This window comes from Streptomyces paromomycinus (assembly GCF_003865155.1).
Taxonomy (GTDB): domain Bacteria; phylum Actinomycetota; class Actinomycetes; order Streptomycetales; family Streptomycetaceae; genus Streptomyces; species Streptomyces chrestomyceticus.
In genome coordinates, this window is the sequence record NZ_BHZD01000001.1 from 2,462,161 (window position 1) to 2,473,737 (window position 11,577).

7 protein-coding genes and 4 pseudogenes are annotated in these 11,577 nt (G+C 69.4%); 7 read left to right on the forward strand and 4 right to left on the reverse strand.

What is annotated here, in order from left to right; translation table 11 throughout:
* Window positions 1-150: 150 nt before the first annotated feature.
* The 3 genes and pseudogenes from OEIGOIKO_RS43900 to OEIGOIKO_RS09920 all read left to right on the forward strand — a co-directional run.
* Window positions 151-372, forward strand: a pseudogene (locus tag OEIGOIKO_RS43900) (methyltransferase domain-containing protein); the annotation flags it as partial.
* A gap of 328 nt (window positions 373-700) precedes the next feature.
* Window positions 701-976 carry a hypothetical protein gene (locus OEIGOIKO_RS42635; protein ID WP_246177289.1) on the forward strand — a complete coding sequence of 92 codons (276 nt, stop codon included), beginning with the start codon at window positions 701-703 and terminating at the stop codon, window positions 974-976.
* Between the two features lie 281 nt (window positions 977-1,257).
* The gene (locus tag OEIGOIKO_RS09920; RefSeq protein ID WP_170251676.1) at window positions 1,258-1,737 is read left to right on the forward strand and encodes an SCO4402 family protein; all 480 of its coding nucleotides are present in this window, start codon (window positions 1,258-1,260) and stop codon (window positions 1,735-1,737) included.
* An 81-nt stretch (window positions 1,738-1,818) separates the two neighbouring features.
* Here OEIGOIKO_RS09920 and OEIGOIKO_RS09925 read toward each other — a convergent pair.
* Window positions 1,819-3,019, reverse strand: a pseudogene (locus OEIGOIKO_RS09925) (IS3 family transposase).
* Between the two features lie 67 nt (window positions 3,020-3,086).
* Window positions 3,087-4,171, reverse strand: a protein-coding gene (locus tag OEIGOIKO_RS44090) for an IS630 family transposase (protein WP_461791925.1) whose coding sequence is annotated in 2 segments (ribosomal slippage) — window positions 3,087-3,646 and window positions 3,646-4,171 — 1,086 coding nt in all. Because the reading frame shifts where the segments join, the coding sequence is not laid out codon by codon here.
* Window positions 4,172-4,322: 151 nt separating this feature from the next.
* Here OEIGOIKO_RS44090 and OEIGOIKO_RS09940 point away from each other — a divergent pair.
* Window positions 4,323-4,514, forward strand: a pseudogene (locus tag OEIGOIKO_RS09940) (CorA family divalent cation transporter); the annotation flags it as partial.
* Between the two features lie 1,183 nt (window positions 4,515-5,697).
* On the opposite strand, the gene OEIGOIKO_RS09945 reads toward OEIGOIKO_RS09940, so the two are convergent.
* Entirely contained in the window at window positions 5,698-6,663 is a 966-nt protein-coding gene (locus OEIGOIKO_RS09945; protein WP_125053737.1) for a ribosome-inactivating family protein, read from the reverse strand.
* Window positions 6,664-6,916: 253 nt separating this feature from the next.
* Between OEIGOIKO_RS09945 and OEIGOIKO_RS09950 the strand changes: the two genes are divergently transcribed.
* Both OEIGOIKO_RS09950 and OEIGOIKO_RS43905 read left to right on the forward strand, forming a co-directional pair.
* Complete coding sequence (locus OEIGOIKO_RS09950; RefSeq protein WP_246177290.1) at window positions 6,917-9,139, forward strand: helix-turn-helix domain-containing protein; 2,223 nt, start codon at window positions 6,917-6,919, stop codon at window positions 9,137-9,139.
* 296 nt (window positions 9,140-9,435) lie between these two features.
* Window positions 9,436-9,528 (forward strand): annotated as a pseudogene (locus tag OEIGOIKO_RS43905) (CorA family divalent cation transporter); the annotation flags it as partial.
* Window positions 9,529-9,638: 110 nt separating this feature from the next.
* Here the strand turns inward: OEIGOIKO_RS43905 and OEIGOIKO_RS09960 are convergent.
* Window positions 9,639-10,172 (reverse strand): MerR family transcriptional regulator, encoded by a 534-nt coding sequence (locus tag OEIGOIKO_RS09960; protein WP_125053739.1) that lies wholly within the window; start codon window positions 10,170-10,172, stop codon window positions 9,639-9,641.
* A gap of 939 nt (window positions 10,173-11,111) precedes the next feature.
* On the opposite strand from OEIGOIKO_RS09960, the gene OEIGOIKO_RS09965 reads away from it, so the two are divergent.
* A complete protein-coding gene (locus tag OEIGOIKO_RS09965; RefSeq protein ID WP_170251678.1) occupies window positions 11,112-11,552 on the forward strand; it encodes an ester cyclase in 441 nt (146 codons plus the stop codon).
* Window positions 11,553-11,577 lie beyond the last annotated feature (25 nt).

Here is an 11,577-nt window from a genome sequence, read left to right on the forward strand (position 1 = left end):
ATGAGCGACGGGGATCCGGAGGCGTGGCTGGCAGCCGTATACGACAACTCCCTGATCACCGAGGTGGACGGTGTGCAGCCGAGCAAGCCCCCGCCGCGGGGCTGCGGGGTGCCCACCTCGTCCTCGACCGCCCCGGGGCTGATGGCGGACATGCTGGACGCCCTCGGTGCGGCCGACGGCAGCCAGGTGCTGGAGGTCGGCACCAGCACCGGCTACAACGCGGCCCTGTTGTGCCGGCTGGCCGGTGACTGCAACGTCACCACCATCGACCACTCCCCCGCCCTGACGGCTGTGGCCCGCTCCCGGCTCTGCGCCGCCGGCTGCGCCCCGCAGGTGCTGACCGGTGGCGGGGTGCGCGGTCTGCCGGACGGCGCCGTCTACGACCGCATCATCGCTACCGCCCCCGTGCCCGGCGTTGCCGCGGCTTTGGCTGGAGCGCTGCCGCATCGGCGGCCTCCTCGTCGTCCCCGCTTAAAGGCATCCTGGCCGGCGGGGCGATCGCCCGGCTCGCCAGGCTGCCCGACGGCACCGCGGCCGGGCGCTTTCTGCACACGCCCGCCGCCTTCATGCCCCTGCTGCCCCCGCCCCGCCCCCGGCCTTCCCCGCCTTCGACAACCCGCCGCGTGCGTCTTGCCTGTCCGCCCGCATTCTGGACGACTGGTCCTTCTCCTTCTTCGCCCAGCTGCACCTGCCGCCCACCGTGACCCGCGTCTACCGCCAGGACACCGCGGGCCATGCCACGATGCTGCACGACGCCGCCGACGGTTCGGCAACGCGCATCGCCGACCACCCCAGCGGTGTACAGGTCACCAGCGCGGGTCCCCGGGACCTCTGGCGCATCGTCGAAGAAGCCCACCACCACTGGCAGGCCCTGCACCAGCCCCGCCGCGAATGGTTCACCTTTCACGTGAGCGGAACCGGGCAGACCGTCACCTACACCACGGAGGACGGTCACCGCTATCACTGGCGCATGTGACAGCAAACCGGTACGGCAAACGGGAGCCTCCCCCGGCCCCCGTCACCGACGCTCCCGGCAGATCGGCGACCGTCACACACCAGCCTTGCCCAGCCTTCGCCGTGGGGCCGGCGTAAGGCTGCGCACGCAACCGGGCCCGACATGAACCTCCGTGCACAAAAAAGGCGTTGGGTGCGGATCCTTTGAAGGGAAGCGTTGCACCAGCTCGACATGCTCCGCCTCAAGAGATCCGAAGACGAGGCCCAGGGGCTTTCCGATCATGAGGTGAGTACCCTCGGAATGTGATCGATTACGGCATTGCCTTGCCTCACTACCGTCTCCACGTCGTCCCTGCAGTGGTGGCGCTGGCCAGCCCAACCTGGCAACGAGAGGTGTGGCTTGACCCGGATCAGTTCGAAAACCTCGATTACGTGGTGCACGTGCTGTTCGACGACTTCTGTGAGGCGGACAATCCGTCGCGTTGGCTCGGTCAGAGCCTCCGTACCGAGGAGGAAACCGAGCTGATGGCACGTCTGGGTGCTGCCTACGACGCAGTGCAGGGCGCGGTCGGTGCTGATGCCGAGGACGAGGCCTACCTGGACTCGCCGAGCTGGCCCGCTGTCGTTGCTGCGGCAGCCCGGCTGGCACAGGTCCTGGTGACCAACGACCTCACGGCACTGAGCAAACTGCACGAGGCCGGACATCGCTGGCCGTCTGAATCCGAGCAGAAGACGCCCGAGGCCGGTACCCCGCAAACATCAACGCCTTCACCCCAGCCCTGAACAGCAGGACTACAGCCTCACTGCTTGATACCGCCCGTCACTTCAGAGCATCGGGCCTTGACCCGGGATCTTGGACACGAGCTATGCGGCTTGGGCCAGGGTAGTTGATGTCGTGTCGAGTGCTGTCTCGTAGGCGATGGGACTCCGTTGTCCAAGGTGGGAATGACGGCGTCGGGTGTTGTAGCGGTTGAGCCAGCGGAACGCGTCGAGACGGGCCTCGTGCTCGCTGGACCAGTGCTTGCGGCCCTGGAGGGTCTCGCGTTTGAACGTCGCGTTGAAGGATTCGGCGAGTGCGTTGTCCGCCGAGCTGCCGATCGCGCTCATGGACTGGCGGACGCCGGCCTGGTGGCAGGTGTCGGCGAAGGCCCGGCTGGTGTACTGGGCGCCGTGATCGGTGTGCAGGACCGCTCCGGCGAGGCTGCCGCGGGTGCGCTCGGCGGCGGCCAGGGCGTCGATGACGAGACCGGTTCGCATGTGGTCCGCGATCGCCCAGCCGGCCAGGCGGCGTGAGGCAAGGTCGATGACGGTGGCCAGGTAGAGGAACTTCCCGCTCTCCAGGGGAGGTAGGTGATGTCACCGACGTACTTCGTGTTCGGCTCGGTGGCGGTGAAATCGCGGCCGATCAGATCCGGGGCCTTCGCCGCGGCAGGGTCCGGAGTCGTGGTGCGGTGTCTGCGGCGCAGTCGCACGCCCGCCAGGCCGATGCTCCGCATCACGCGGCTGATCCGCTTGTGATTGACGCGCTCGCCGTCCTCGCGGAGCTCGGCGGTGATCCTCGGGACACCGTAGGTGCCGTCCGACTCGCGGTGCACGGCCCGTATCCGTGCGGCGAGAGCGGCGTCGGCCGCCTGCCGGGCGGCCCGGTCCGCGGCCGTCACCCGCCAGTAATAGAAACTGGAGCGGGCGATGCCCACGATGCTGCACAGCTGCTTCACGCCGTAGCGGCGCTGATGGTCGGCGACGAACTGGAAGCGGTTCACCAGCGCGTCTCCCCGGCGAAATACTTCGCCGCCTTCCGCAGGATCTCGCGCTCTTCCTCCAGCTCACGGACCTTCTTCCGCAGAGCCGCGTTCTCCGCCTCCAACAGCGACGGCGGCTCCGTCGGCACCTCCGCCCGGCGCCCTCGCGGCCGGCTCGCACCGGCCGCTCGGACCCAGTTCCGCAGGGTCTCGGGATTGATCCCCAGATCGGCGGCGACCTGCCTGATCGTCGCCTCGGGACGCGACCGGTACAGCGCGACCGCGACCGCCTTGAACTGCGGCGGACAGTTCTTCATGACCACGAGATGTCCGTTCTCTGATCCGCAGGATCCAGTGTCTCGTGTGTCCAGGATCAAGGGTCAAGGCCGGCTACTGAGGTTGTCTGCGCGTTGTCGTGAGTGCGAGTCTGGTTGCGGCGAGGCAGCTGTCGATGAGGTTGCTTCGGTACTGGAGTTGGCGGAGGCCGCGGCGGAGGGCTGCCAGTAGTTGGTCGTGGTCGCTGAAGGCGGTGCTGGCCTGGCAATTCCTGCGCAGGAGCGACCAGATCCCCTCGACCGGGTTGAGGTCGGGAGCGTAGGGCGGCAAGTAGTAGCAGGTGATCCAGTCGCGAGCGTCGATGAAGGTCCGCAGGCGCGCGTCCTTGTGGACGTTGAGGTTGTCCCAAATCACAACCATCGGTGCGCCGAGCTGATGGTGTGCGGCGGTCAGCAGGTCCCGGTAGTCGGTCCAGGCGAGGCTTCTGCGGGCACTGCTGTCGTGGCGTCCATGGAGTCTGGGCCGGAAGATCAGCCGGGAGCGTTCGCCCGCCTTGTAGCAGGCCAGGGCTGCGACTGAGAAGCGGCGCTGGGTGCGGCCGCGGACGCGGATCACCGGGGTGTGCCCGCGCCGGGCCCAGGTGCGGCGGGTAGGCGGCGTCAGTGAGAATCCGGCCTCGTCCTCGAAGCAGATCCAGGCTCCGAGCGCCGCCGCGGCGCTTTTGCCTGCGGCCAGGTCTCCTTCACCCAGCCGGTCACCTTGTCCTCGTCGCGTTCCAGGGCCCGCCGGGCGGGCACCTGGTGGCTGAAGCCGTGGCGCCGCAGCATCTTTGCGATGCCGGACAGGGTGAAACACTTGTGGAACCGGCGCCCTATCAGCGTCTTGATCCTGGCCAGGGTCCAGGTCTGGTCGGGCCAGCCGTGTGCAACCGGGCCCTTGGCCAACTCCTGTTCCAGGACCGCAAACAGGGCTTCGCGCAGCGCGGGGCGGGAGGCCGGCCCCGTTGAGCGCAGGCCATGTGGCCCCTCGTGCTCCCAAGTCCGCCGCCACCGCTGCACGGAGCGGACGCTGACCCGCAGTTGCTTCGCGATCACGTCGTTGCCCTGCCCGGCGACGAACATCGCGCCCGCATCCATGCGGATGTGTTCGCGAAACGCCCGCCGGTCGGCACTCAGGCCACCGCCTTGCGGATACCTCATGGTTCCGGCGTACCGCAACGACCGCCGATCGTCAGCACCGACGACAACGCGCAGACAACCTCAGTAAGCCATGACGAAAGACCCTGAAAGATCTATTTACCCTGGTCAGACTGCCATCGACCCACAGAGCCCAGGTGCGGGCCGACCGGAAGAGGACTTCAAGAAGATCTCCTCCTGGGCGGCCATCCTCTTCGCACCGACGCTGGTCGGCACCATCTACGGCATGAACTTCGACCGCATGCCGGAGCTGCACTGGGCATTCGGTTACCCCTTCGCCATCGTCCTGATGGCCGTCGTATGTACTAGTTTGTGCGTCATCTTCAAGCGCCGGGACTGGCTCTGAGTAATCGGCGCCAGCACAAGCACGCTGCGGGGTGAACGGCGCGGGGAGCGCATGCGGCACGCCTCCTTCAGCCCGCTGGGGAGAATCCGGGGAGAATGGGCTCAGCAGCCCTCTGGCCGGTATAGCTGTAGACCGCTGCCCGCCCCGGCACTGCTGGGCCGACGACGAGCGTCCTGCATGACTACTGATCTTCAACTTGTGTTGTTCGTCGGTGGGGTGAGGGCGGCCGGTCTCGGGGGCTGTGCCCTGGGCATGAGGTATGCGCAGGGCGGTGGCTTGAGTGATGTGGAGCGGGCGCGGTGTGAGCGGGTGCGTCTGCGCGCGGCTGAGCTGTTCGCGCTGGGCCGCGGCGCTGTGGAGGTGGCCCGGGAGCGGCGGGTGACGCGGGTGCCGGTGAACCGGTGGCGGCGGGCCTGGCGTGGGGACGGCAGCACTGCGCCGGCCTCGAAGGGCCCGCCGTGCCGGCCGCAGCTGAGCGCGGCGCAGTTCGCCAGGCTGGAGGGGTACCTGCGGACCTGGGTGCCTGGGTCTGCTTCGGGGACGGGTGCGGGCGCACCGTGATCCCGCCCCGGGCGCGCACCTGGGCGCCGCGCGGACGCACTCCGGTGGTGCGTGGGCCCGGCAGCCGCGGCGGCCGGGCGTCCGTGGCGGCCTGCGGTGCCACCGGAGCGGACACCGGTCCCGGCTGACCTGCCGGCTGCGTACCTGCCCCGTCGGCGCGGTGAATCGAGGGGCTGCCGGATCCGCCGCGGCCGGGCAGGCCGACGAGACTGCTGAGGGCGGAGGTCCGCGCCGCGCTGGGCGGGCTTGTGGACGACTCCGCGCGGGCCGGGATCACGTGGGCTGTCCCGGCCCTGAGTGCGTGGCCGCGGGACGAGCCCGGGGTGGAGGTCTCCTCGGACTGGCTGGGCAACTGCTGCCGCGCGAGGGCTCGCGCAGATTCTCAGCTCCGGCGTCGGGGTCGTGACGCCCGGCTCGGGCGCCTCCCTCTTTCTGCTTCACACCGAGCAGAGTCGCGCCCGTCTCTGACCTCGGGTCGGCTGCCTGCCTGTCGGCAAGGTGGAAGGCCGCCTCGACTTCTGTCGTCGAGGCGGCCTTCCACCTTGCTTCGTTCCCGCCCTGCACACCGAGCGGAGTCACACCTGCCATCGGCGCCCGGAGGCGAACGCCACCGAGGGGCTCGTCAGAAGTGGGAGCCCAGCGCGACCGCCAAGCCGAGGGACGGCACACGGCGGCCGTTCCCGAGCTCGATGTCGCTGCTGTTGCGGTACACCCGGCCGTCGATCGTGATGGGTGCAGCGGCACGGTTTTCGAGGTTGGCCGCCAGCATCGCGGAGAGCCTGCTCCACCTGGTTTCGAGGTCGAGGCCGAAACGACCGAGAGTGGTCTGCCGGCCGTTTTCATCCATGTCGTAGCCGGTCCGGATCGTGTTGCCGATGCGGTTTTGAATCCACCGGAAGCGAGTTGCCTCGGAAACCGCCGCGACAACCGAGGTGAGTGCCCGGCCGGCTGCCAGTGCCGGCGGAGTGTTCTGCCCCGGAGCACGTGCGGGCATGTTGGCCAGGTGGTTGATGTCGCCGCGAAGCCCCAGGAAGGAGTCGTTCATCCGCCATTCGTCCCTGGAGAAACTGTTGTAGTTCTCCCCGAACGGAAGCGACTGGAAGTCGCGCTGCTCCAGACGGTTCCTGGGGAATACGGAGTTGTAGGCAGCGCGGACCGGAGCCGAGTCCAGCTCGCGGAACATGTACCTGCCCTGCGGGGTGAAGTAGCCCACCACGTACAGGTTGCTTGCCTCGATGATCAGGGAGAGGCGGTGGGGGCGGTCGGTCACTGTGTGGTCGACCAGCGCGACCTCGACGTAGTAGCCCGTCTGCCGGGTTGTGGCACTGTGCGGGAAGTTGGGGTACACCGCATGGCTGACGGTACGACGCAGGCTTTCGAGCATGGCGTCGTAGGCGTTGCCGGCCGAGAAGCTGCTGGTGCCCGGCTGCAGATTGGTGATGTCCCAGTCGATGCGGGTCCAACGCCTTTCCGGGTCGGCGTGGGCCTTCGGGGACAATCCTTGGGTCGAGCCGACAGCGGCCAGCAGCGCCAGGGTGAGGATCAGGACGCGGCTCATGAGCCGGCGAGCGGACAGGGAAAGTCTCATGCGGAAGGTACTCCTGGGGAAAACGAGCGGTGAGCCGTGCGACGGAGATCCCCTGCGAGTGCGAAGACTCCGTGCACAGCGCGTCGGACCGGGGGCCGGGTGGGGCCCGCCCTCCGTCCGAAGCACCTTCAGTCAATCGGAGGGGAATGGGGCAGCCCAGGCAGTTTCACCGGCAGAAGTAATGTCTTGCCATAATTCTGCCGGATGGTTCCGGTGTTCTGCCGGTCCACACGGATCAGGGGATTTTTCGAGGATGAGCACCGGTACACCGGCCACTGCCGGGTTCGGCGAGCGCCTGCACGGTCTACGGGCGAGAGCCGGACTCAGCCAGGAGGATCTGGCACACGCGGCGGGGGTGAGCGTTCGGGCTCTGTCGGACCTGGAACGCGGGCGCGTCCGGGGACCACAGCGCCGTACCGTGCAGGCCCTGGCCGCCGCGCTGAAGCTCGACGCCGCCGGTACCCGGGAGCTGGAACGGGCCGCGAGCCTGGGCCGTCCCCGCCCGGCCCGCCAGACGGACGCTCCGTCGCCTGCCGCCGCACCGGACGCCGCGGCACGCAGGAGCACGCCCGATCTGCTGCCGCGCGCCCCGCGCGGATTTCACGGCCGGACGGCGGAACTCGCCGCCCTGTCCCGGGCCACCGCGGGCGAGGCGCCCGTCTGCCTGGTCGTCGGGCCTGCCGGGGTAGGGAAGACAGCCCTCGTGCTGCACTGGGCCCACCACGACCCTGCCGGACTCACCGACGGACGCCTCTACGCCGACCTGCGCGGCTTCAGCGACACCGGGGTACCAGCCGCCATCGAGGTGCTGCGCGAGTTCCTGCTGGCCCTGGGTGTGCCTCCCGACCGGATACCGGAGTCCGAGAACGGCGCGGCCGCACTGTTCCGGTCGCTGGCCGCCGACCGCCAGCTCCTCGTCGTACTCGACAACGCACGCGACTGCGAACAGGTCCGGCCCCTCCTGCCCGGCGGAGACCGCTGCGTCACCGTCGTCACCAGCAGGCACCGGCTGTCCGGGCTGATCGTCAGTGACACCGCCCGCCCCGTTGCCGTGGACGTCCTCGCGCCCCAGGACGGCACCATGCTCCTGGCCCGGATCCTCGGCACCGACCGGGTGCACGCCGAGCCGGCCGCCGCGCTCCGGCTCGGCGAGCTGTGCGGCGGGCTGCCGCTGGCCTTGCGGGTGACAGCCGCCCGCCTGGCCGGGCGGCCCGACTGGACCCTGGCCGCGATGGCCGCCGAACTGTCCGACGAGACCCGCCGGCTGAGCCTGCTGGACCTGGAGGACACCGGCGTCAGGGCCGCACTGCGCCTGACTTTGCGACAGCTCCCCGAGCACGTCTCCCACCTGTTCGCCGCCCTCGGCCGCCACCCCGGCACGCACGTCGACCGCTACGCGGCAGCCGCCCTGGCGGGCACGGACCCCGCGGCCGCCGATGCCGCCCTGGAGCGCCTGGCCGTCGCGCACCTGATCACCGAGACCACACCCGGCCGGTGGACGATGCACGATCTCGTGCGGCTCTACGCCCGCGGCCTGGACGCCCACCCCGACACGCTCAAGCGCGTGCTCGACCACTACATCACCGCCGCCACCGGTGCCGTCGCGGCGGCCGAACCCGGCTCGGAGTACTGCTTCCCGCTGCCGGCGGACTTCCTGCCGCCCGCCGCCGTACGCGAGCTCGCCGACCGGTCCGCCGCCGTGGCCTGGTACACCGCCGAACGCAACAACCTCGCACTGGCAGTCGCCGCGGCGCACGCCGCCGCGCTGCACGGCAGGACGTGGCGGATCGTCATGACGATGTGGCCGCTGATCGTGTGGCGCGTGCGGGACGGCTGGGTACCGCTCCTGGAAACCGCCCTCGCGGCGGCACGGGCCGACGCCGACCCGCACGGCGAAGCGCGGGTGCTCAACGTCCTCGGCTGGGTCCTGACCGAGGAAGGACGCACCCCGGAAGCGCTGACCCACCTGAAAGCGGCCGCCGCGCTCGCCGTCGAAGCCGCTGACGCGTTCGCCGAGGCCAACGCCCTGATCGTGCTGGCCATGGCCCAAGCCGCCCTCGGCGGCCCGGACGACGCCGCGAAGAGCTGCGAACGCGCGGCCGAGCTGGCACGGGAGGGCAACGACCGGAGGATCGAACGCCTTGCCCTGCAGCACCTCGCCCGCCACCAGACCGACGCCGGACACTGGCATCAGGCCCTCACCACCGCGACCCACGCCCTGGCCCTCAACGACCGGCCGGATACCACCGACATTCCCCACATCCTGCTGCTCACCATCAAGGGGGAAGCACTGCTGGGACTCGGCAACCGCACGGAGGGCATCGTCCAACTCGACCTCGCCGCCCGCGAAGCGGAATCCGCCGGCTACGACGACGGCGCGGTACGAGCCCTCGGCGCCCTCCTGCGGGCAACACCGAACGCGAAAGTCCAAGCACGCTACGACACGGCTCTCGCACGACTCAGCACACGAACCTGAGCCCCGGCTGTCCGAGCGAGGGTCCCGGCTATCCGGGCGAGGGTTCTGGGCCGCGTTGAAGGCGGCGGTGGGCCCTGGGGGGCTGGCTCCGGTTCTTCGGCATCGACAACCGTTGCTTCCTGCTGGCGGCAGACCCGGTATGCCGGAGGGACGAGATATCCCGATCGTGGCGAGCTGACCGCCACGGGGCGTGCCCGGCGGTTTCGGGTCACGCGGATGTCGGTCAACCGCCGGCGCCGGGCCCTTCAGACTGCCGTCGCAACCAAAAGCTCAGGTGACGGCCGTCCGGCAGAGGACTTCAGGAGATGTCCTCCTGGGCGGCCGTTTTCTTCGCCCCCACCCTCGTCGGCACCATCTACGGCATGAACTTCGGCCACGAGCCGGAGATCGCGGAAAGCGCCCGCAGCGCGCAAGCACGTGAGCCCCGAGGAGTCACGACTCCCCCGGACAAACTCCGGACCGGGCCGCCGCACCCCCGTGACGGCGGCCCCATCCCGGCTCAGTGCAGCCGAGTTGCGGTGTACGCATCGATGGCGGCCCGTTGGTACGTGGCCAGGCCCGGGGCGATCGTCTCGTACGCCGCGTGCCAGTGTTCGTTCTCCACGCAGGTGCGTCCGATCGCGCGGTACTCCTCGGCGGTGGCCGGACGGATGCGGGCCAGTGTCCGGTACTGGGTGTCGATCTCGGCCTGCACCGCGTCGGCGTCGGCGGGGAGGCCGGCGGCCAGCAGGTCTGCCAGCCGGATCATCTGTGCCGTGCGCTCGCGCTCGGTGAGCAGCCGACGGTGATGGCCCCGCAGGGCCGCCAGCTCGTCCACCTGCGCGGCCAGGATGCGGCCGATCTCGGGCAAACCCAGGGCCAGCTCCCGCAGCACGAGAATCTGCTGCAGTCGCAGCAATTGGCGCTCCTCGTAGTAGCGGTGGCCGTTGGCCCCGGTCCAGGCCGGTGTCAGCAGGCCGATGTCGTCGTAGTGCCGTAGCGTCCGGGCCGTCACCCCCGACATCCGGGCGACCTCCGCGGTCGGCCAGGCCATCGCCGCCTCCCTCGTCCGCGCTTCGCCGGGCCGGTCCCTCCCGCCTTGTTCCGGACGGTAGCGGCTTCCGCTGCGGCAGCTTCAAGTCCCGCTCTCAGCTCCTTGCGCGCCGATCGGCGGCCGCTCCCGCAGGGAGCAGAACCGGCCACCTGGTTGCGAACGGGTCCGATCTGTGCCGCGCGTGACGCGTGGTGAGCTGCGGCTCCTCCGTGAGGGCGGGGAGACGGCTGCCGGCTGTGCCCGGAAGGCTTGAGGTTGCTGTACGAGACTCGTACAATGTTCCGCAGCGGTACAGTCGACCGGCGGGCCGGGGGCCGGGGTTTCACGAGGCGCGGCCTCGCCTCGTGAAGGAATGGGTCATTCGCCATTCCACCCGACACCGGAGGTGCTCACCCACGCACCCCTCCGCCGGACGGCTCATCAAGGGATCACCAAGCATTCGCAAAGAAGAGAACCGACCGCTTTCGCGCCGCCGGTTCGCTGTTAGGCTGAAAAGCAACTTCACGGGTGGCAGTCCGTATCGGGCTGCATAATTGGGGGTAAAAAGTGATTTCTCGTGCCGGGGGGCGAGGAGTGTCGGGGGTACTTCCAGAAGGACGCGTTCCAGCGCCGCCCCTTTTTCTGCGGTGAGCTGAGCCGCTTCTCTTTGTGACGTCGGGCGTCGGGCCCGCAGCGTGCCCGGCCCGCCTGCCGTCAGTCTTTCGTCATCTTTCACCCGGGCAACTACGGGACTCTGCAGATCCGCGCAGATCCGCGCACACCCGCGCACATCCGTCGACTTTCGCAGGTCGAGGAGTTCTGCGCAGGCCGATCCGCCGTCCCTCCCTTGCCGTTGCCTGGTTTTCCTTTTCGGCGTGACACGCCGTTCTTCACGGTACGCAGCGCTGCCCGGAATTCGAACCGGCTGGCTGCGCCTGGCCACGAAAGGTGAAATTTTCCGTGAACAAGAAATCTCTTGAAGCCAAGAAATCTCTTGAAGCTTTGATTATCCGCTACCAGGACGAGGTCCTGAACGGGCACCGGGACGACCTGCTGACCGAGATTCTGCACCCCGACTTCCGCGGTGAGACGGACGAGTCGGCGCTGGAGATGGAGACGCAGGGCGACGACATCGAGGCGGCCCGCGACTTCATGGTCGAGCTGCGGTCGAAGGTCGCCGAGCTCCGCTACACCTGCACCGAAATGCGGTGGGACGGCGAGGTCCTGCGCATGCGGTGGACCGTCGGGGGGATCCACACCGGCACGCTGATGGGGTTCCCGCCCACCGGCCGGCGGTTCACCTTCAGCTACCCCAACTGGGCCCGGTTCAAGGACGGCCGGATCATCGCCGCGCAGAGCGAGTGGGACGAGAAGGAGCTCGCCGCCATCCTCAGCGCGTGACCGCCGCGGCACCCGTGCCCGTCTG

Excerpts from the sequence above, each read along its gene's own strand:
- OEIGOIKO_RS09945 (WP_125053737.1), bottom strand. The coding sequence starts at position 6,663 with ATGAGACTTTCCCTGTCCGCTCGCCGGCTCATGAGCCGCGTCCTGATC.
- OEIGOIKO_RS09950 (WP_246177290.1), top strand. The coding sequence starts at position 6,917 with ATGAGCACCGGTACACCGGCCACTGCCGGGTTCGGCGAGCGCCTGCAC.
- OEIGOIKO_RS09960 (WP_125053739.1), bottom strand. The coding sequence starts at position 10,172 with ATGGCCTGGCCGACCGCGGAGGTCGCCCGGATGTCGGGGGTGACGGCC.